Below are 20,798 nucleotides of genomic sequence, written 5' to 3' on the forward strand. Positions count from 1 at the left end.
GGCGATAATAAAAGCGATGGCCTTACCACTGCGACAGGTGATCGGCCGCAGCCGGCAACGGCTCAAAAGCTGGCTGATAGAAACCACCAAACTGGTGGTGCTATACGGCGACAAAGAAACCAAGACCAACACCGTGTCTTTGCAACAACTATTACAAATACCCGATACCCAAACCCGGAACACTTTATCTTTGCAGTACTACAAAAAACAAAGCCATCAGCACACAGGTAACGACCAATGCCGATGGCTTCAAAAACAAAAACCAAAGATATGAGGAAAAAAATTGTCCCTGCGGATAACCGCAGGGTTTTGTCTTTCCCTTAAGTTGACGGCTATGGTGTTATCACGAACCACCAGGTACTCTCAAATAACAGAAGGCGAAGGGAAAAGCATTGCCCGTCTTTCGGAATCCTTAGTGAGTAAAAATGGCCGTTGGCTTATTAATCTTCATCATGGCTTATTCACGATTGACGATTCACAGCAACCCCAGTATCTTCTTCTTCAGATCACCAAAACGAACACCAGCCGTTAACGACACGCGTGTATTCAACCGTTCCATCTTACGCGTCAGCAAGCGGCTCTGTTGAATGCTCCAGCTACCGGATAAATAACAGTAATACTTCCTGCCGTTATATCCACCGCTGATCAAAGCCTGCGCAAGCGAGATCCCCTGGATCTTGTGACGGATATGATAGGTCTCTTTCAAAAAACCTCCACCTGCAGCAATGATCGGTGACACGATCCATTTACCATTGGCGAGACTAAAGTTATAGCCATAGCCAACCTGCGCTGTTACCGATATCCAGGACGGATTTGATGACAGTAATTTATAAGTCTCCTCGTCGGTGATAAAGTCAGGATTGGGCTGCTGCCAGTTGATTTGCTGCCACATCGGTGTCACAATCGCAAAGAGCGATCCTGCACGTTTTAATTGAGCTTCAGACATGGAACGGGCAGCGCGTAAGGAATATTTCCTGGGGTTGGCATACCAGTAAAAGTCAGATCCGAATCCGGTAAAACGGATATTCTTGAATGGCTCATAACTACGCGGAACATCACCCGGTATCAACAGCCCATTATAACGCTCATAAAAAGGACGGAACCGCCAGCGCCGCGTACCAAATGTAAAAGACAAAGAGGTATACTTCAACTGCGTTTTCTGATCCAGTCGCGTGCCCGGTACCGCCGTTGAATAACGTAACGACAACCATTTATAAGACAAGTTGACGCCCGCATAAGCACTTGTGTTAGCCAACATCCGGAAGCCCGTTTTGTTCATACCGATTTGTGAAAACTGGAAACGGTTGCGCGATGTGCCCGCATTGAACTCAACATTGTTTTGTTTGTCAAACGACTGTATATAAGCAGAGTCGACGTGGAAACCTTGCGCTGCAGCAATCTCCGCCACAAACAAACAAAAAAGTATAATTAAACCAGTAGGAAACTTCAAGACGACTCTTGCTTAAAAGTGACTGATAATGGTTCTGGCAACATCGGAGGCATTGTCGCCAAAATGATGTCCGCCAGGTAAGGTTTGAAACGAATAGTTCCTGTTTTTCTTGTTGCCATAATCGCTATTCTCGTCAGACCCGGCAATGATAACATTTTTTTGTGACCGCAAACGGCCAATTTCAGCCGCAACGTCCCAACTGCCTTTGCCGCTAAACCCCAACATCCCACTGATCTTCACTTCGAAATCAGTGGAAGCGGATGGTGACAGCATAATCACCGAACGCACCCGCCGGAGAACAGCATCGGGAAGACGGTTGACAATAAATGGTAACACATCGGCGCCAAAAGAATACCCGATCAGCACGATCTGGCGCGAAGGCGGCTGCGATTGGATATAAGCCGCTACATCCGCTGCACTTTTCTCCGGTGTCTTCTTACGCCAGAAATAACTTTTGGCATCCAGCGCCGTAATGTTGTGCCCCGACTGATTGACCGAACTGCACAAAGAAGTAGAGAAACTATTCATGCCGCCATCCCCACTGATATAAAACACCAGCAACGAGTCGGATTTATTTGTCCATTCTTTTAAGGGCATGGTTGATTGCGCCGCAACAGGATTCACAACCGGCAGCATAAAAATGCTCAATAAGGATAAAAGAAGTTTCATGGTTTGATCACTTTATTTAAAGCAGATGGCAGTTGCAACAGATCGAAATCGTTTTCATAAACGAGGTATTTATTTTCCCAGATATTAGCATACTTCTCTTTGAACTCCCGGAGACCTTTATAATGCCGGAAACGCCTGATACGTTCTGATGCCAGCCGGATGATACGTTCCGCCGTATTATCCGGCGCAGTAATGCCCGTCATCGGCGCAAGCCCGAGGTTGACGTATTGTTTACGATGCTCTTTTGCATACTCAACGAGCCGGACGATCAACGCGTCCATCGCCGCTCCCGGTGCATCTTCTGTTTTACGGATCAGGTCGTAGGTGCAGTCTTCACCTGCATAATCGGGAATGATATTCAGGAACGCCTTGATGGCACCGTTTTCATCCTGCACGGCTATTATATCTTGTTTCCGTAATTCCTCTTCGTCAAACATGCCTTGCGAAAAAACTACTTCCTCAACATCGTACACATCAAGCCATTCATCGGAAACTTTCTTTAAATTTTTCACAAAAGAAAGCGTATGTGGCGCGGTATACAGCGCGACCGTATAGCCTTTTTTCTGAAGTGCATTCAATCCGTTCCGCAGCGACTTACGTTCCTTTCCTTCTAATGAAAATTTATCTACTTCGACAATCGCTTCTTGTCCGATCATCAGCTTTTGTTTGCTTAGCTGGTTGAACCAGGGAATGCCGTTTTCATCCACTCTGTAAAAGGCGGTTTTTAATCCCATTTTCTTACATTCTTGGTCAAATTCCTTTAGCACATCTACTTTATGCTCTTCACTGCACACCGGCTCTTCCAGTACAATTGCAAATCCTCCTGCAATACGATAAGCAATAAAAGCATCGTACAGGTCGGAGAAGAAGATGAGTTTGTCTTTGTAGGTTTTGAAATAATCGATTGGCGATTGACCGTATTGTTCCAATAACAATCGCGCTTTTTCCCGGTTGCTTTCACTGGCGGCATGTTGCTGACGAAAGGGCCGCATCAGTGTGAAAAAGAAAAAACCCCAGGTGAAAAATCCGAGGAAACGGATCAGCATTGTAAACTCATGACCAAACCGCGTAACGGGATGCAGTTCGGGGTCGTCCACCAATACAAACATTCTGAACGTATACATCAATGACTGCCGCCACGTGAAATCGATATTGAAATGCCTTTTATCTATAAAATAAAAACTGATAAAACCGAAAAACAATACAGAACCGAATACAATGGCAGACGACTGAATACCGGTTCGCATCCATTTATTACTGCTCCGTCTCCGGTACTGATCGGCTGTAAACAATAAAGTGAGCAAGGTGACCACCGACAGGATGGATTCTTCATAATCGAGCGCTTTTACCAGGTTGCCGACGATGGAAACTACCGCGAGCGCCACGGCAAATGTCCAGGCGTTGCGCATTCCCCGGATCAGGAAAGCGGCTGTTACCAACAGGGCGAGACCTGCAAATAGTACCAGGAGGTTGGTCGCATGAATGGAGGATAACGGAACATAGTTGTGCAGCCAATGCATCCGCGTATTAATTGGTGGCGTTATAGCTGAAATGATATTGACGATACCCAGCGTAAACGTGAGCAGCGCAGGAAAGGCACGGAGAAAAATATTCTTCGCTTTCCACACAAAGGCAATAAAACCGGATGCCAGCGGTAACCAGAATTCAAATACGCGGTACAATACAGTGATGGAGAGCGCTGCCACACCTATGTATCCGTATTGTCCCAGTATATAAACAAGTGCCAGCTCCACAGCGCCGAGACCTCGCAGGAAAGGAGAAATCACACTCATCAGGATACTTATGATATAGGCGGTTGCGGCAACTTCCACCCGCGCGGGAAATCCCAGGGCCTGCATGGCTGCCCAGATGGTCAGCATGCCACATAATTCTACACCAACGGAATAAAGAATGGCGATAAAGAAACGGCGATAGTTGATATTGGTATCGAATAGTTCCGTGATGGTTGGGGCGAAAGAGGGAAAACGTCTGATGATCGTTTGATACAATTTTCCTTTGGTTCGCAACGACCGTATAGCCAGCAGGATCAATCCGATCAGGGCAGCCAACACAACCAGCGCCAGCCAGGCTTCATGAAGATTGGAGTTGCTGCTCATCGCGATGCCCACGATTGGCAGACCGGCAACAAAAACTGAAACCAGGCTGGCAAAAGCAAACAAAGCGCCGGACTGGTGTATGCGGATCGTCGAAAATCCCGACTTACGTAGCTGTGAAGGAGAATAGGCAAGAGCGCTTACGCCGCCAGCGGGCAGAAATACGCCAAGGAAATTTCTTTTGAGGTAAAGCTGCAGGGCCATTGGCCATGAGAGTGCACGCCCGGTGGCCGCAAAACTGTTTCGGTAAATACCTGCCTGACAAAGAAACGTGAGCGCGGTGAATGCGGAAAGCATGATCAACCAGAAGGGATCAGCAGCTTTCAGATGAGGAACAATATTGCCCAGTTCTTTTCGTTCGCTGCGGAAAAAAACAACGGCAAGTAACAAAACCAGCAATGCCATTATTTCCTTCCAACGTACTTTAGACGATGGCGTGCGCAAGAGCTTTCGCAGTGAATTGAATATTTTCTTCATAAGTCTCCGGGAGCAAACGATCTGCCGGATAGTTTTTACGGGGTAAAAATAGCGCCGTTGCCAGGAGTGAAAATGTTAAATCGCCGGAAAGGCAAAAACGCACGCCGGACAGGCACAGCGCCTGTTTGTCTACTACAAATTATGTATTGATCCGGCGGCTGAACCGACGAAACTTTATGACAGAATTCCGTGAGAACCTTTTATTTAAAGCCGCTATTTGTAAAAAGTTGGCTACGACTGGTGATTTGCGACCAATATCTGTTAAACCTTAACCTACAGGGCCGGAATATCCGGCCTTTTTTTATTTTTGACACTTCGCCGGTCCGGCGGAAACGAAAAACATTGTTGCCGTGAAAAATAGTCTCTCTATCCACCCCCTGTTTATTTTTTATTGTATGCTGCTGCTGATTGTTGCGGCATGTGGTAATACCAAAACAAAATTGGCAGAAGATACACCGGCCATTGTTGCGGCAGGTAATGCGGACGACTCCGTGATTACTTATGATATCGCGGAACTCTCGCTTGAAGGAGGCGAAGCAACTGCCCGCTACACGAAAGGACAACTCAACCAATGTGTTCTTTTGCTCGCAGGTGAAACCGGTCAACGTAAATTGATCTATACGTTCAGTGGCGACAGTGTGAAGGTGGAAGAAGAACAATATTCTTTTGAAGAAGGAATATTGATGTCTGACAACGATAATAAATTACATTTGGATACGACATTGCATTATACCCTGGATACCACAGGAAAAGTGCGTGGCCCGGCTCCGGCAGGTTTTACCGATGTGTTTGCCGATATGAGGAAGGTGGTGAAGATGAGGTTGTAAGTAGTAAGTAGTAAGTAGTAAGTAGTAAGTAGTAAGTAATAAGTTATAAGTGCATGAGTGATTTATTCACGACTGACGATTGACGATTCACCATTCACCATTCACTAAAATGAAAATTCATCAATACACCCTGCAACTGGAATGGACGGGCAATAAAGGCAACGGAACCTCTGGTTATACCGCTTACAAACGCGATCATGTAATACGTATCAGCGGCAAGCCCGAACTTCCCGGCTCATCCGATCCTGCTTTCCGCGGCGATCCTGCGCGCTACAATCCCGAAGAACTTTTACTGGCTTCGGTTTCCAGTTGCCATATGTTGTGGTACCTGCATCTGTGTGCAGAAGCCGGCGTGATAGTGGTGAGCTACGAAGACAATCCCGCAGGTGAGATGGCCGAGACAGCAGATGGCGGCGGACGTTTTACCGGCATCACCCTTCGCCCGAAAATCGAAGTGACGGAAGCGTCCATGATTGCCAAAGCAAATGAGCTGCACAAAAGGGCCAATGAACTTTGTTTCATAGCCAATTCGTTGAATTTTCCCGTGAGACATGAAGCGTCAATCGTGAATGGTGAATGGTGAATGGTGAATGGTCAATGGACAGTGATGGTTTGATTGCTTTCCGCCTTTGATTCGTGTATACACGAATCAAGGTTATTGAACCTATTACCTTATACCTTACACCTTAGCCCTTACGCCTTCTCTCACCAAACCTTTCCATTGCCAAAACTGTTTAGTACTTTATGGAAATAGGCATATACACTTTCGTAGACCGCACGCCGGATCCGCAAACCGGCCAAACCATTTCTGCCGCACAACGCTTGGCTGACCTGCTGGAAGAAGTGGAGCTCGCCGACCAGGTAGGACTGGATGTTTTTGCAGTGGGAGAACATCACCGGCCCGAGTACGTGGCATCGGCTCCGGCAGTTATATTGGGTGCGGCCGCCGCCAGAACAAAAAATATCCGTCTTTCCAGTGCCGTTACAGTATTGAGTTCCGATGATCCGGTGCGTGTGTTTCAGCAGTTCTCAACCGTTGATCTTTTGTCCGGTGGCCGTGCCGAGATCATGGCCGGCCGCGGATCATTCATCGAATCATTTCCCTTATTTGGTTATTCGCTCGATGATTACGATAGCCTGTTTTCGGAAAAACTGGAAATGCTCCTGGAAATACGTTCCAACGAAAAATTAAATTGGAAAGGCAAACATCGCGCGCCCGTAAAAGGGTTGGGCGTATATCCGCGTCCGCTGCAGGATCCGCTTCCGGTCTGGATTGCGGTAGGCGGTACGCCCGGTTCTGTTATCCGGGCTGGCAAACTCGGACTGCCAATTGCCTTTGCGATCATTGGCGGCGATCCGCGCCAATTTGCACCGCTTGTGCAATTATATCGCGACACCGGTGAAGCTGCCGGATTTGCCCGGGATCAATTACAAGTAAGCATCAACTCTCACGCATTTGTTGCCGATACCAGTCAGGCTGCTGCCGATATTTATTATGGTCCTTATGCTTATGTAATGAGTAAAATAGGACAGGAGCGCGGCTGGCCTCCCATGAACCGTGCACAATTTGAAAGAATGCGTGCTCCCGGAGGCTCATTGCTTGTCGGCGATCCGCAGGAAGTGATCGATAAAATTCTTTATGAACACGAATTATTCGGTCATGACCGTTTTTTAGCTCAGATGGAAGTAGGCACGATGCCACATAAAGAACTCATGCGCGCCATCGAATTGCTTGGCACCAAAGTAGCACCAGCCATTCACAAAGCGCTCGGCAAATAATGCCGGAAAAATCCGGGTTGCATATTGATGCGGAACCCGCTACTTTCGTTTGCACTTAACTCCTGACTAATTATGGAACAATGGATCTATATCCTCGTGGCCGTCGCGCTTGGTTTAACCGCCGGTTGGCTGATCGCAAGGTCGCAGGCTGCGGCAACAAAAAGAATGCTGGAAGAAAGGTTGCGTTCATCCGAAACAGAAAAAGTGCAGTGGCAACAGCAATACCAGCATGCGGTTGCAGAGAAACAACAATCCGCTATTCAGGCAGGCGAACTCCGCGGACAGCTCGAACGCCGGCATGCCGAAGCTCAGCAATATAAAACAGAACTCGAACAGCAGACATCGGCGTTTAGCGAGAGCCGGATGAATCTCGCGCGGCTTACAGAAAAACTAGCCGCTGCCGAAACAAGACTCGCCGAGCAAAAACGCGAGCTTACAGAATTCTCGGACGTATTCCGCAATGAATTCAGGTTATTGGCCAATGGAATTCTGAAAGAAAAAAGCCAGGAGTTCACCGCGGTCAACGAAGAGAAAATGAAAAATATCCTCGATCCGCTGCAACTGCACCTGAAAGAGTTCCGGCAACAGGTAGCCGACACCTACGATAAAGAAAGCAAGGAACGCTTTTCCCTGGAAAAAGAATTGAAATCATTGATCGACCTGAATAAACAATTGGGTGAAGAAGCCAATAATCTCACGCGCGCACTCAAGCATGATAACAAGGCACAGGGCAATTGGGGCGAAATGATACTGGAAAGTCTGTTGGAACACAGTGGCCTTACCAGTGGTCGCGAATATTTTGTACAGGACTTTTTGCGTGATACGGCGGGTAATGTATTGAAAGATGAAAATGGCCGCTCCTTACAACCCGACGTAGTGGTGGTATACCCCGATCAGCGAAAAGTAATCATCGATTCCAAAGTTTCGCTGGTGGCATTCGAGCAATACACACGCTCCGTTACGGTTGAAGAACAGGCCGCGGCCATCCGCGAACATTTGCGTTCACTGCGTTCGCATATCGATGGATTGAGTGGAAAAAATTATCCGCGTTATGCAGGGAATGCATTGGATTATGTGGTGTTGTTCATTCCGGTGGAGCCCGCCTTTCTCCTCGCAGTGAAAGAGGATACGCTGTTATGGAAATACGCTTATGATAAAAGAATCCTGCTGGTTAGTCCGACGAACCTGCTGGCGGTGCTGAAGATCATTGCCGACCTATGGAAAGTAGAGCGGCAAAGCCAGCATGCGATAGAGATCGCGGAGAAAGCGGGTGCGCTGTATGATAAATTTGTTCGTTTCGCCGAAAGCCTTTCCCAGGTGGGCGTGCATATACGCAAAGCCGGAGAGCAACACGAAGAGGCCATGAAAAGATTGAGCAGCGGTCGCGGCAACCTGGTGCGGCAGGCAGAGCAGTTGCGCAAGATGGGCGCGAGTGCCAATCTTCAGTTACCCGATAGCCTGGTGAAGGAGTCGGAGGAGGAATGAGCCAATGGATGAATAGTGAATGGTGAGTGGTGTAATAAGTGTACATAACCAAGGGTGCCGGCTTTACATCCCTGCCTACACCTCCTTCACATATTTCGCGGGTACAGCATCGGTGAGCCACACACCATTAGCGGAGCAAAAGAAAACATATCCATCAGCATTCATCAATGCTGCATCAATATGAAGAACAACAGGTTTGCCGTGCCTTTGCCCGACCTGTTTGGCTGTGTCCGTATTGTCTGTCAGGTGAACATGTTGTCTGGTTCCGGGCAATAATCCTTTTTCCCTTATTGACAAAACATTTCTTTCCGCAGTACCGTGATAGAGAACGGGTGGTGGAGTTTGTTCGGCCAGCTCGAGATTTACCTCAATACTATGCCCCTGGCTGGCGCGGATTTGTGTGCCGTCTTCGCTATAGGCAAACCTTTTCTTTTCGTTGGTGGCTACAACGGTGTCGAGCATCTGGCGATTTACTTCCCATCCGTGTTCTTTTAGGTTTTTCAATAACGATTCCACCTTTACCCAACCGGCCTGATCGGTGGCAAGTCCGATCGACCCGGGATGATGTCGCAGTATATAGCTAAGTTGCTTGCTGAGTGATTTGAGTGTTTTTTCCATTTTGTGACTTGTTAACAGGTAAAATGGCACCGCCCATCGTTGCAGGCGTCTTTTTACTTACTACTTAATACTTATTACTTACAACGGCTGTTTCAGGTTCTGCTTCCCGCAAGCCCTTCATCTGTTCCTGTACATCTTCCCAACTGGTCTCATTGAAAAGTTCTCCGTTTTCAAATACCAATTGCAGTTGATCTTCCGTTTCAGGTGCTTCTTCTTCGCGGACTGTAAGATACTCATTACCGTTTTGTATCAATTTCAGTCGCCCTGATTTCGACGCCTTAAACGAATGAACCAGTTGCCCGTGATGGTCGAGCTCGACAGGATTTTTTTGTACATCCACGCCCCGGCCGTTTATTTCTGCGTAGGAACATTTCAGCGCAAATTTCAACGTATCGCGGTCTACTTTTTGTAGCAACGCACCACCCATTCCCAGTACCAGGTTTTCTGCGGAAATGCCATTGACGGTCAGTGCTCCGTAGATCAGACGGATCGTTGACAGATTGAGCCCGTCTCCCTGCAACACACGCACCTGGGGTGGTAATACTTTATAACCTTTGTCATTGATTGTATAACCGAATTTTTCAAACAGGATATCGAATACACGCAACAGGGTAAAGACCGGATCACCGCTATCGGGACGGATCACCAGGGTGCCTTTACGCGAAAGGATCAGCTCCTTTAATTCGGTACCCCAGTATTCACGGCAGGCCCGGAAAATGTTGAATGAATCGGACACGCATGATACAATTCCTTCGGGATAACTTTCCAGCACGTGACGAAATACTTCCAGTTCTCCTTCTTCTCCCAACAAGGTACAAACCGAGTGTTCGGTGGCGGGCACGGAACGCCCCACTGCAACAGGCGCGTTATAATATTTACGCAGCCATTGATTGGCGATCACCGTATCGCTGCCCCGGAAACTCAACAGGTGCGCGGCACCTCCGATCGAAGCGCTTTCCACCGAACTCGCGCCGCGGAATCCAAAATCATTCAATACAAAGTCGATACCATCCAAAGCTTCAGTGGCGGCCGTTTCATCATAATAATGTTTTACAATCTTTCTTATCTCGTATGATTGCGAAGCAACCGTTACAGGATACCATACCTGCATCAGCAATGTTTCCAGGAAGTTGGTTAACCAGTAACAGTTGGGGTCGGTGTTTTCGATCGTCATCAATGCCTGATGTGTGCCTGTCACTGTTCCTTCCCAAACGGCTTTGATGCGAACAGGCAGGCGGCCGTGGTGCCGCTTCAGGATGTAGTCAAAACGCGACCGGTCAAATACATCATCGCGGCCGAATACTTCTTTCATGGTTGCTTCCGCTTCGTCTATTTTTTCTTTTGTCACAACCACACCTGATAGATATTCTTTCAACAGGTATTGCAGGCCGAAGAAAACGGTTTGTTCGAAAGCACCGCCACGGCTTTCAAGATAGGAGTAGATCTTTTCCGTGCCGGGTGCATACAAACGGTGATGTGAGTATTTATAAGCGTCGGCCAAGAGGAGGAGATTGGAGGAGTTCATGATAAAAGAGTTTAGAAGTGAACAGGATTGTCGGACAGGAATTGCAGCAGCTTTTTGCACAGGGGCTCATGCTCGTGGATGATCTGTTGCTGCGTTATCAGTGAAGGAAGCTTATCGATGGGAATCCACGTTACACGGGCCAGATCATCGCCGGCTTGCGGTTGTCCTTCTTTGAGTTTTGTGATGAAAAATGTGGTCATGATCTTGTCGGATTCATGGCGATAACGCCAGTCATCTACCCTCAACGAACCAACATAGTGAAGCGGACCGGTTTTGACATCACCGCATTCCTCTGCTAATTCACGGAGTGCCGCGTCTTCCAGTTGCTGATCGGTTACATCACAATAACCACCGGGAAACCGCCAGCCACTTGCTTCGGATTTCTGACCCATCAATACGGTATTGTTTGTTTCATCGATCACCGCTATGTCAACAGTAGGAAAGAGACGGGAGTAACTGTTCTGGCATACATAATTCACACCCATGCGAAATGGTTCGCTGGCTAAAACGTGATCAGCCAATTGCTCGCGTATGTCACTGGCATTGTGCGCACTGCTGGCTGGCAATTCCATCGTTTCAAATGCGCCCTTGTAGCTGGTGCAGAAACTGTCACGGCTGCCGTATAGAATAAAAGACTCACCGGGAAGGGTGGTGCGGAGTAGCTGATCGAGTGACCGGCTCCACACTTCGTCGGAGCGTTTGTCGGGCAAAGGAAGAATGATCAGTTCCGGGTCAAATGCCTTCAGCATTTTCTCCCGTGTATGAAAATCGTAAGGATTTCTCTTTGTAAAACGTACAGGCGCAACGCCCAACACCACCACGATCTTCTTGTGTTGTTCCCTGATTCCGCGAAGCAGATGCTGATGCCCGTCGTGAAGATAAGGTGTCTGAAACCTGGCGATGATAACGGCTGTCTGTTTCATTTTGTGTAATATTTACGCAAATATAAAACCGCCTGGAATTACGGCCAAATAATTTGTGTAAAAAATACGCAAAATATCAGATTTCGAAACTGATGCCTTCTTTTAACAGCGCCTGGTAACGTTTCTTATTGAATTGAAAAAGTTTGCCCGGACGGCCTTTCCCTTCGCTTTTGGCTACCTCGTCTGTTTCATCAAGAATACCGAGTGCCATTATTTTTTTGGAAAAGTTGCGCCGGTCGATAGGGCGGTCGAGTAACACCGTGTAGAGTTGTTCGAGTTCGGCAAAAGGAAATTTCCGGTCGAGTAGTTCGAAGCCAACGGGTTGGTAACGGATTTTGCTGCGCAGCCGTTCGATACCGGTTTGTACGATCGTGCGATGATCGAAAGCAAGCGGAGGAAGTGATTTGATATTGAACCAGGCAGCGTTCTGCGCGTCGGTGCTTGCCCGCAGTTGCGCAAACTGGCTCGTTTTTACCAATCCCCAGTAAGCAATGGAAATGATGCGTTGCCGGGGGTCGCGGCCCGGATCACCAAATGAGTATAATTGTTCGAGGTATTGCACGCGGATGCCGGTCTCTTCGGAGAGTTCTCTTTTCACCGCTTCTTCCAGTGATTCTTTTTCCAATACAAAACCTCCCGGAAGTGCCCAACTGTTTTTATACGGTTCATATTTGCGTTGTACCAGCAGCACAGATACTCCGTCCTGCCTGGAATAACCAAAAACGATCGCATCCACTGCCACCCTGATTCCGGCTTGCTCTTTCATGCCCGCAATATAAAAACTTTCAGGGTGGTATGCCTATCTTTAAACCCTAATCCGCGTTTTGCCTATGTTTTTATTAATGCCTGGCCGGCACCATCTCGTTACACAATTTCAGTTTTCTTATCTGCAGCAACTGGTGCAGTCGTTTCCCGGTAACGTAAACGGACTGGACGGAATTTCTATAGAGAGGACGGATGTGGTGGAGGGAATTGTGTTTCCCGTTACATCAGCCAATCATTCCAATACGCGTCGCAATCCTGTTCCGTTTTACCTGCGCGCGATGATGCTGCAGTCCTTCGGCCAGCTGCTGGGTGTTCCGGTGTATGTATATGGTATCGATGATGTGGGAGAGATTGGTAATTATGCGTCGTACACCTTGAAACGTATTTCACACGAGAGCGAAGGGCGTTTAACATTATCACCGGTCAATACATTGGTGATCTGCTCTACGCCCGTATTGACCATGTACCGCGATCTGGGTTTTTCCATATTGCCGGCTGAATTATCCGATAGCCATACCTGGTCGCACCACACGGAAATGCCCTGGGATCTCGTACAATTTATTGCTGAAAATAAAACATGGGATCAGCAGGCCTGGCTGACAGATCGAATGCATACCGCCGCTCTCCGGATATGGCAACAGTATGGATTAGGGGAAAAAGTACAATGGCTGTTTCATGATCAGATGATCGGACAAGATGGTGATCTCACGGAAACGCGTGATTATAATGTATATGTCAGACAAATGGACGAGATCGCCGGGGTGAAGTTTGCCGACACGATCTCCTTCATTCAACCCGGACGGGTGGGAGATATCGGTTGTGCAGTCGGCTCCTGGATAAAATATGCCACTATAGAACCTTCATTGCGTGAGTCTGATTTCTATGGCATCGAGGTGTCGCGTTTTCTTTTTGAAATATGTCAGCAACGCAAAACCAACCGCGAGTTCAACAATCCGTTCGTATTTTTTTCACAGAAAAATGCCGTAACCGGATTGGTATTTCCCCAGGCATCGATGAACACCATTCATACCTCATCTCTCACCCACGAAATAGAGTCCTATGGCGGCCGGGAAGACCTGTTGCAGTTTATCGCCAACCGGTATGAAGAGCTGGTGCCGGGCGGCGTCTGGATCAACCGCGATGTGGTGGGACCGGCGGATAAAAACAAACCGGTCCGGATGTGGCTGAACCAGTCCGATGGTAAAAATGAAGAACCGCTGAAAGAATTTGCTACGCATGAAGAACTGGCGCACCATCTAGCCTCACTGTCCACGCAGGCGCGCTTTCTGCGTTTTGCCCGTGATTTCCGCCGGACCGAAGGCTATGTAATGCCGGTTAAATGGGAAGAATACGAGGGTGAGCAATATGCCTGCGTAAGCCTTCAGGATGCTACGGAATTTCTTTCGCGCAAGGATTATACAGACAACTGGACAAGCGAGATGCACGAAACGTTTTGTTTCTGGGATTTTGAAGAATGGCAGGCGCAACTGAAAACTGCCGGGTTTTCGATTCATACCGGATCGAAAGTTTTCCGGAATGAATGGATCGTGAAGAATCGCTGGGAACAACATGCACGTCTTTTTACACTGGAAAATGACCGGCTCATACCTGAAGAATATCCGGTAACGACCATGATATTGATCGGTGTGCGGCAATAAAAGGCAACTATGTACAAGGAAATTCAACTTACGCGGGACGCCTCAGGGCATTGTCTCAATTCAACCCAATGTTTTTCCCCGGACGATCAGTGGATCGTATTCGATGGCCGGAATGATGATTCGCAAATCGGCAGCACCGGCACTATTGCGATGGTACACACCGGTACCGGCGAAATCAGAACGCTTTATAAAGTGCCCGGGCAGACGGCTTACGGTCCGGGTGTGGGCGCGGCCACTTTTTCGCCGGTAGCCGATCGCGTGTTGTTTATCCACGGAATCAGCAATGCCGGCAAAGACAGTCCCTATAGTATTACGCGCCGGACGGGTGTGGCTGTCGATATCGCCCATCCGCAGAAGCCTATTTTTCTTGACGCACGTGATGTGACAGCGCCGTATACAAATGGTGCGCTACGTGGCGGCACACACGCCCATACCTGGACGGCCGATGGTGAATGGATCAGTTTTACCTACAATGATGCCGTAACGGAGCCAGGCCTGCGGACGGTCGGCATACTGGTTCCGGGTCGTCAGGTGATCGTATCACCGGACGAAAAAGGGGAGCATCACAACGGGGAAATGTTCGCGATGCTCGTGGTACCGGTGGTTGCGCAGGCAGTTCCGGGCAGCGATGAAGTGGAAAAAGCTTTCGACGAGACCTGGATCGGCAGCAGCAAAAACCGTCGCGCAATCGCTTACCAGGGAAAAATGCGGGATGAAAACGGGCGCCTCAAAACGGAAATTTTTGTGGCGGAGATTCCTTCGGACATATTGGAATTGGTGGCGGAAACGGACCTGCGGGGTACCTCAACTTCGCTCCCGGTTGTGCCGGATCTGATTAAACATCATCGTCTCACTTTTACGGAAAAAGGGGTGAGCGCAACACCCCGGCACTGGCTGAGAAGTAATGCCGGGGGTTCACAAATCGCCTTTCTGATGGAAGATAAGGAAGGCCATATTCAGCTCTTCGGTGTGTCGCCGGCCGATGGAAAAATTACACAATTTACGCGTCACGGTTTCTCCGTTCAGGGGCCTTTCAACTTCAGCCCGGATGGAAAAAAGCTGGCATATACAGCCGACAACAGCGTTTTTATTACAGAGGTAATGACCGGAAAAACGGAGCGAATCACACCCAAAACGGAAGATGACGACCGTCCCGTGGGGGCCGTAAATTGGAGCAATAACGGAAAAATGCTCTGTTATAACCGGTATGTCGACGCAGCAGAAGGTCGTTTTTTGCAGGTGTTTTTGGTGAGAGTGGACTAGCCGGCAAGCTCGCCTGCGCTTTACTTTTGACCGCCTAACTGAAATTTTGACAGGTGAAAATTTCGCTTTCTTTTTTCATGCCTGTGGCAAAAAGGCGACTTTTTTAACGGTCCAATATCTTCGATAGTTTTTGGATAAACGCAAAAACCGCCCCGTATTTCCCACTTCCTTTTCCGTCAATAATTTGGCTCCCTCCGGAAAAAGCGACTGCAGGTAATGGTCCACAACTCATCCAACCGGGCTACTTTCCTCGTTCCCGTTTCGTCGGATTTACTTTCGTCAGTCCTGCTTCCTCAGGTTCTTCTATCCCTACATTCCCTTTAAATATAAAGTTGCGGCTACTCGTAAAAATTGTCCTTCACCGGCACATAAATCGGGCAGGGGAAGGTTTTCCAAAATATGAAACACGACACAGAGGAGGAGTGTGTTTTATCTATCCATTAGTGTCGTCGGATGGATTAAACAGGGCAGGAGGCAGATAAATTAGTGATGTTTCTTATCCAAGTTCTTTAGCAAAAAGGCCATTTGTCTGCACCGGTTTATCTACTATTTTTTTTAGCTCAACTTTCTTTATTTAAAAAACTGTTTTTCATTAATTTAATTAGTCTATCTGTTATTTTATTGTGTCTGATATTTACTCCTGCCTACCTTGGTTTTGCCTAAAACGGCTCTTAATATTATTTCATAAAAAGTATTATCTATTTCAATGAATATCATCTATTTGTATAGATTATCTATTAATTAACTTAAGTAAAAGACATGAATAGCAGATTTTGCCCACCTGATCGGGCCTCAAATTGCTTTTTTCACGGCTCATTTTCAGTTTTTGGACAATGTGTTCCTTTATCTTAAATTGCATAAGCCTCTATTCAAGGCTCTGGACTGATGAGAAAATTGACGCTGCTTTTTTTCCTGGCATTGGCCTGCCCATTGGCCGTATTACATGCCCAGGATTTTTCCAATAAAGGACGTGACTTCTGGCTTTCGTATTCACACCACGTCGGTGGTGCCGGCTTGTCCATGACCTTATATATTACCTCCGATGTGGCTACTACATTTTCCGTGGAGGTGGGCACAACCACCATCCAGAATGGTAGTCTCAACGCCGGCCAGGTAATCTCGGTCGTTATTCCCAATACTGCTTTTGTGCAGACCGAGGGGCAATTTTACAACCGGGGCATCCACGTGACCGCCGCAAAACCGGTGGTCGTTTATTCCTACATTACCCGTAGCCAGGCCAGCGGTGCGACATTATGTCTGCCTGTCAACGTACTGGGCAAGGAATATTATGCGATGAGTTTTACCCAGGTTTCCAACGAAAGCCCGGCTTATTCTTTCGTTACAGTGGTGGCTGTAGAGGACAACACCACCGTGGAAATCACTCCCTCCGGAAATACCCAGGGTGGCTGGATCGGTGGCACCACTTATTCCGTTAACCTGAACAAAGGAGAGATTTACCAGATCCTCGGACAAGGTAATGGCACCACGGGCGTTGACCTCAGCGGTTCTCACATCCGGTCAGTAGCCGGTGCTGGCGGCACCTGTAAAAAGATTGCTGTTTTCTCGGGATCGGGCAAAATCCGTCTTCCCGCAACCTGTGCCAACAACAGCTCCGACAACCTTTATCAACAGCTTTATCCGGTAGCATCCTGGGGCAAGCGATTCCTGACGGTACCCAGCTACAATCACCCCAACAACTATTACCGGGTGGCTAAAAGCGTTCCTACCGCCAACGTGTATGTAAACGGCGCACTCATTCCCCCGGCTTCTTTTGTCAACAATATTTACTACGAATTCATCAACGGCACCCAGAACCTGATCGAATCAGACCAGCCGATTTCCGTTACCCAGTATTTTACCACGCAAGGCTGTAACGGCAACCCAGCACCTTACGATCCGGACATGATCGTGCTGAACCCGGTGGAACAGAACATCGATAAAGTGACCCTGGTGAGTTCCAACCTGCTGGCAGGTCAGGCCACTTACCGTCACCAACACCATATTCATGTGATCATGAACAATGGCGGTACGGGCATCAGTTCCTTCAAACTCGACAACGTGCCCGTGGCTCCATCGCGCTGGGTAACGCACCCGGGCGATCCGAACTATTCTTATTTATACCTGGATAATGTGGGGCAGGGATATCATACACTCGCGTCCGACTCCGGCTTCAACGCCATTGCTTACGGTTTCGGCGATGCAGAGTCTTATGGCTATTCTGCCGGAGCCAACGTAAAAGATCTTTATCAATACGTAAGCGTAGACAACGAATATGCCTCGGTCGATTTTCCCGCGGCTTGTAAAGGCGCTCCTTTCGAACTGTCCATGACCTTCCCGTATCAACCGACCAGCATCACCTGGCGCTTCAACGGCCTGTTCGCCGACGTAACGGAGACTGCACCGGTTTACACCTCCACTACCGTTGTGAACGGACGTACCTTATACAAATACAGGCTGCCTTCGAATTATACAGTACCGGCTGCCGGTATCTATCCCATCAAGGTATTGGCCGAAAACCCGACGGCCGACGGATGCAGCGGTAACCAGGAAATCGATTACGACCTCCAGGTATTCGACCTGCCAACTGCCGATTTCAATTTCAGCACCAATGGCTGTCTCACCTCACCGGTTTCCTTTACGGGTAATCCCGGCACCTTGTCCGGGCGCCCGATTTCCCATCAGCATTGGAGCTTTGGTGACACCAATATAAAAGACGACGAAACCACCACTACGCATACCTACACCACGGCTGGTTCTTACGAAGTCAAATACACGCTCATCACAGATGTGGGTTGTAAAGCCGATACGGTGCGTAAAACAGTTGTCGTTTCCGATCCACCGGTGGCCTCCTTCACGTCGGCCGGTCCTTACTGCGCAACGAAGGCCGTTACTTTTACAGACAATTCAACGATCGCCACAGGCACCATCGACAAATGGGCCTGGAATTTTGGTGACGGTTCGCCGGTGGTAACCAACAACACCAACGCGCCGGTCAATCATATTTATGCAACCACAGGCACCTTTACGGTTAGCCTTACCGTTACCACAGCAGGCGGTTGTGCCAGCTTACCTTTCACGCAACAGGTAACGATTCATCCTAATCCGGTCGCAGACTTTGCATTGCCCAATGTGTGTCTGCCTGCAGGCAATGCATCGTTCAATGCTACGGCAACAATCCCGGATGGCACAGGTCCGCAACTGACTTATGCCTGGGATTTCGGCGATGGTTCAGCAGCAGGAGCGGGTAATCCGGGTGTACATACTTATTCGGCCACGGGCCCTTATAATGTGGTACTGACCGTTACTTCCAACAACGGTTGCGCTACCCCGGTAACCAAAAATATCACGACGATCTATGCCGAGCCAAGGGCTTCTTTTACTACTGCGCCTGAGGTTTGTCTGGGTAATACCATCACACTGACTGATGCCAGCACGGCTCCCGGAAGCACCGTTACCGAGTGGCAATGGGATTTCAACGGCGACGGGGTAACCGATGATGTGCGTAACAGCGGAGCACCATTCACCCATACGTTTGCAACAGCCGGTTCTTATAATATTATTTTGAAGGTAAAATCCGCAGCAGGTTGCGAATCCGTAACACCAGCGAATATCGCCACCAACACTGTGGTGGTGAACCCGCTGCCGGTTGCCGCCTTTGCGCCGGTACTGCCCGGCTGTAAAGACCAGGCTGCCGTCTTCACCGATAACTCCGTGGCCAACGCCGGCAACATCGTTAAGTGGACCTGGAACTTCGGCGACGGCACAGGCCCTAAAACGCTTGCACCCACCGGTGGAACGGTTTCCAATACCTATACCACCCCCGGAACATACACCGTTACCTTACAGGTTGAAACAGACAAAGGCTGCGTAAGTACTACCACGTCGGGATCCGTGACCATTCATGCATTGCCGGTTGCTGCTTTCACAGCGCCTGATGCCTGTACCAACGACGTAGCCGCACCGTTTACTGACGCCTCTCAGTATGCCGGTGGCAGCATTACCGCCTGGCAATGGGATTTCGGTGATCCGAATGCCAACGCCGGTAATCCGAATACCTCGACCCAGCAAAACCCAACGCACCATTATACACAGGCGGGCACTTATACCGCCACATTGATCGCTACTACCAACGAAGGTTGCACCGCCCAAACCACGCGCTCCGTTGTGGTAAACAGCAGCAATGTAGTGGCAGACTTTACGGTGCAGAACACCGGTCCATTGTGCAGCAACAAGGACATTGTGATAAAAGATGCCTCTACCATCGATCAGGGTAAGATCATCCGCCTGGAGATTTATTGGGATTACACAGGTGATCCAACCAATAAAACGACGGACAACAGTCCCGCCAACGGCCGCGAGTATACGCATACCTATCCGCAGTTTGGCAGCCCGGCCACGCGCACTTACCGCGTGCGTTACGAAGCTTACTCCGGTATCACCTGCGTGAATGTGTTGGAACGTGATATCACACTCGGGGCCACACCGCAGTTGAACTTTGATCCGCTGACGGCACTTTGCTCCAACGAGCCGGCCTTTGTACTCACGCAGGCACAGATTCTCAACGGTGGTGTTCTTAGCGGCACTGCGGCTTATTCAGGTACGGGTGTAGGCACAGGCGGCAACTTTGATCCGGATGCCGCAGGAGCGGGCACGCACACGATCACGTATGCGTATGATGCAACAAACGGATGCTCCAATTCCGTTCAGCAGACAATTGTGGTAAACCCGACGCCGGTTGCCAATGCCGGTGCGGATAAAGTAGTACTCGAAGGAGGGCAGGTAACACTGACGCCAACCATCATCAGCAATATTCCGGTGAGCTACAACTGGACGCCTGTTACTTACCTGAGCAATCCTTCCATTGCCTCTGCGATTGTGGTGAAGCCGGAAGACGATATTACCTATACACTGGAAGTGGTTTCCGATAAAGGTTGTCATACATCCGATGCGGTGTTTGTAAAACTGCTCAAGACGCCGGTGATACCGAATATTTTCAGCCCTAATGGTGACGGTATCAACGACCGCTGGGAAATACCATACCTGGAAAGTTATCCTGGCTGTGTAGTGCAGATCTATAACCGTTATGGCCAGTTGATCCACCAGATCGTTAACTACACTACACCATGGGATGGCCGTATCAATGGAAAAGATGCGCCGGTTGGTACTTATTATTATATCATCGATCCTAAGAACGGCCGGAAACCGATGACCGGCTTTGTAGATATTATCCGTTAATGTGTTTTAA

15 protein-coding genes are annotated in these 20,798 nt (G+C 48.7%); 8 read left to right on the forward strand and 7 right to left on the reverse strand.

Annotated features, from left to right (window positions below; translation table 11 throughout):
- Nucleotides 1-274: hypothetical protein (locus tag H608_RS22080; protein ID WP_038008236.1), on the forward strand; the 274-nt coding region annotated here is incomplete at its 5' end.
- Between the two features lie 201 nt (nucleotides 275-475).
- On the opposite strand, the gene H608_RS0111180 is transcribed toward H608_RS22080, so the two are convergent.
- The 3 genes from H608_RS0111180 to H608_RS0111190 are packed head-to-tail and all read right to left on the reverse strand — an operon-like array spanning nucleotide 476 to nucleotide 4,710.
- Nucleotides 476-1,408, reverse strand: a complete 933-nt coding sequence (locus H608_RS0111180) for a DUF4421 family protein (protein WP_162142869.1) — start codon at nucleotides 1,406-1,408, stop codon at nucleotides 476-478.
- Nucleotides 1,409-1,462: 54 nt separating this feature from the next.
- Nucleotides 1,463-2,119 carry an AcvB/VirJ family lysyl-phosphatidylglycerol hydrolase gene (locus H608_RS22085; RefSeq protein ID WP_051268245.1) on the reverse strand — a complete coding sequence of 219 codons (657 nt, stop codon included), beginning with the start codon at nucleotides 2,117-2,119 and terminating at the stop codon, nucleotides 1,463-1,465.
- A complete protein-coding gene (locus tag H608_RS0111190) occupies nucleotides 2,116-4,710 on the reverse strand; it encodes a phosphatidylglycerol lysyltransferase domain-containing protein (RefSeq protein ID WP_028787753.1) in 2,595 nt (864 codons plus the stop codon). The genes H608_RS22085 and H608_RS0111190 overlap by 4 nt, the downstream gene beginning before the upstream one ends.
- Nucleotides 4,711-5,060: 350 nt before the next feature.
- Between H608_RS0111190 and H608_RS0111195 the strand changes: the two genes are divergently transcribed.
- The 4 genes from H608_RS0111195 (at nucleotide 5,061) to H608_RS0111210 (ending at nucleotide 8,801) form a co-directional block, all read left to right on the forward strand.
- Complete coding sequence (locus H608_RS0111195) at nucleotides 5,061-5,537, forward strand: hypothetical protein (protein WP_155990134.1); 477 nt, start codon at nucleotides 5,061-5,063, stop codon at nucleotides 5,535-5,537.
- A gap of 109 nt (nucleotides 5,538-5,646) precedes the next feature.
- A complete protein-coding gene (locus H608_RS0111200) occupies nucleotides 5,647-6,120 on the forward strand; it encodes an OsmC family protein (RefSeq protein WP_028787755.1) in 474 nt (157 codons plus the stop codon).
- Between the two features lie 161 nt (nucleotides 6,121-6,281).
- Nucleotides 6,282-7,316, forward strand: a complete 1,035-nt coding sequence (locus H608_RS0111205; protein ID WP_028787756.1) for an LLM class flavin-dependent oxidoreductase — start codon at nucleotides 6,282-6,284, stop codon at nucleotides 7,314-7,316.
- Nucleotides 7,317-7,388: 72 nt separating this feature from the next.
- Nucleotides 7,389-8,801 (forward strand): DNA recombination protein RmuC, encoded by a 1,413-nt coding sequence (locus H608_RS0111210; protein WP_038008241.1) that lies wholly within the window; start codon nucleotides 7,389-7,391, stop codon nucleotides 8,799-8,801.
- 75 nt (nucleotides 8,802-8,876) lie between these two features.
- Here H608_RS0111210 and H608_RS0111215 read toward each other — a convergent pair whose 3' ends face one another.
- From H608_RS0111215 to H608_RS0111230, 4 genes are all read right to left on the reverse strand, one after another.
- Complete coding sequence (locus H608_RS0111215; protein WP_028787758.1) at nucleotides 8,877-9,419, reverse strand: RNA 2'-phosphotransferase; 543 nt, start codon at nucleotides 9,417-9,419, stop codon at nucleotides 8,877-8,879.
- 64 nt (nucleotides 9,420-9,483) lie between these two features.
- Nucleotides 9,484-10,944, reverse strand: a complete 1,461-nt coding sequence (locus H608_RS22090; RefSeq protein ID WP_051268246.1) for a nicotinate phosphoribosyltransferase — start codon at nucleotides 10,942-10,944, stop codon at nucleotides 9,484-9,486.
- An 11-nt stretch (nucleotides 10,945-10,955) separates the two neighbouring features.
- Complete coding sequence (locus tag H608_RS0111225; RefSeq protein ID WP_028787759.1) at nucleotides 10,956-11,867, reverse strand: NUDIX domain-containing protein; 912 nt, start codon at nucleotides 11,865-11,867, stop codon at nucleotides 10,956-10,958.
- A gap of 76 nt (nucleotides 11,868-11,943) precedes the next feature.
- The gene (locus H608_RS0111230) at nucleotides 11,944-12,633 is read right to left on the reverse strand and encodes an NUDIX hydrolase (RefSeq protein ID WP_028787760.1); all 690 of its coding nucleotides are present in this window, start codon (nucleotides 12,631-12,633) and stop codon (nucleotides 11,944-11,946) included.
- A 64-nt stretch (nucleotides 12,634-12,697) separates the two neighbouring features.
- Here H608_RS0111230 and H608_RS0111235 point away from each other — a divergent pair, with 64 nt between their 5' ends.
- The 3 genes from H608_RS0111235 to H608_RS0111250 all read left to right on the forward strand — a co-directional run bounded on the left by H608_RS0111235 (nucleotide 12,698) and on the right by H608_RS0111250 (nucleotide 20,788).
- Nucleotides 12,698-14,290 carry a class I SAM-dependent methyltransferase gene (locus tag H608_RS0111235; protein WP_028787761.1) on the forward strand — a complete coding sequence of 531 codons (1,593 nt, stop codon included), beginning with the start codon at nucleotides 12,698-12,700 and terminating at the stop codon, nucleotides 14,288-14,290.
- Between the two features lie 9 nt (nucleotides 14,291-14,299).
- Nucleotides 14,300-15,553 (forward strand): DUF3748 domain-containing protein, encoded by a 1,254-nt coding sequence (locus H608_RS22095; RefSeq protein ID WP_038008244.1) that lies wholly within the window; start codon nucleotides 14,300-14,302, stop codon nucleotides 15,551-15,553.
- Between the two features lie 885 nt (nucleotides 15,554-16,438).
- A complete protein-coding gene (locus tag H608_RS0111250; RefSeq protein ID WP_028787762.1) occupies nucleotides 16,439-20,788 on the forward strand; it encodes a T9SS C-terminal target domain-containing protein in 4,350 nt (1,449 codons plus the stop codon).
- Nucleotides 20,789-20,798: the final 10 nt, after the last annotated feature.

This window comes from Terrimonas ferruginea DSM 30193 (genome assembly GCF_000425585.1).
GTDB lineage: Bacteria > Bacteroidota > Bacteroidia > Chitinophagales > Chitinophagaceae > Terrimonas > Terrimonas ferruginea.

Bases quoted from the DNA above. Each gene is read 5' to 3' on its own strand.
- H608_RS0111200 (WP_028787755.1), top strand. From the start codon at position 5,647: ATGAAAATTCATCAATACACCCTGCAACTGGAATGGACGGGCAATAAA.
- H608_RS0111225 (WP_028787759.1), bottom strand. From the start codon at position 11,867: ATGAAACAGACAGCCGTTATCATCGCCAGGTTTCAGACACCTTATCTT.
- H608_RS0111210 (WP_038008241.1), top strand. From the start codon at position 7,389: ATGGAACAATGGATCTATATCCTCGTGGCCGTCGCGCTTGGTTTAACC.
- H608_RS22095 (WP_038008244.1), top strand. From the start codon at position 14,300: ATGTACAAGGAAATTCAACTTACGCGGGACGCCTCAGGGCATTGTCTC.
- H608_RS0111190 (WP_028787753.1), bottom strand. From the start codon at position 4,710: ATGAAGAAAATATTCAATTCACTGCGAAAGCTCTTGCGCACGCCATCG.
- H608_RS22085 (WP_051268245.1), bottom strand. From the start codon at position 2,119: ATGAAACTTCTTTTATCCTTATTGAGCATTTTTATGCTGCCGGTTGTG.
- H608_RS22090 (WP_051268246.1), bottom strand. From the start codon at position 10,944: ATGAACTCCTCCAATCTCCTCCTCTTGGCCGACGCTTATAAATACTCA.
- H608_RS0111235 (WP_028787761.1), top strand. From the start codon at position 12,698: ATGTTTTTATTAATGCCTGGCCGGCACCATCTCGTTACACAATTTCAG.
- H608_RS0111205 (WP_028787756.1), top strand. From the start codon at position 6,282: ATGGAAATAGGCATATACACTTTCGTAGACCGCACGCCGGATCCGCAA.
- H608_RS0111250 (WP_028787762.1), top strand. From the start codon at position 16,439: ATGAGAAAATTGACGCTGCTTTTTTTCCTGGCATTGGCCTGCCCATTG.
- H608_RS0111215 (WP_028787758.1), bottom strand. From the start codon at position 9,419: ATGGAAAAAACACTCAAATCACTCAGCAAGCAACTTAGCTATATACTG.
- H608_RS0111230 (WP_028787760.1), bottom strand. From the start codon at position 12,633: ATGAAAGAGCAAGCCGGAATCAGGGTGGCAGTGGATGCGATCGTTTTT.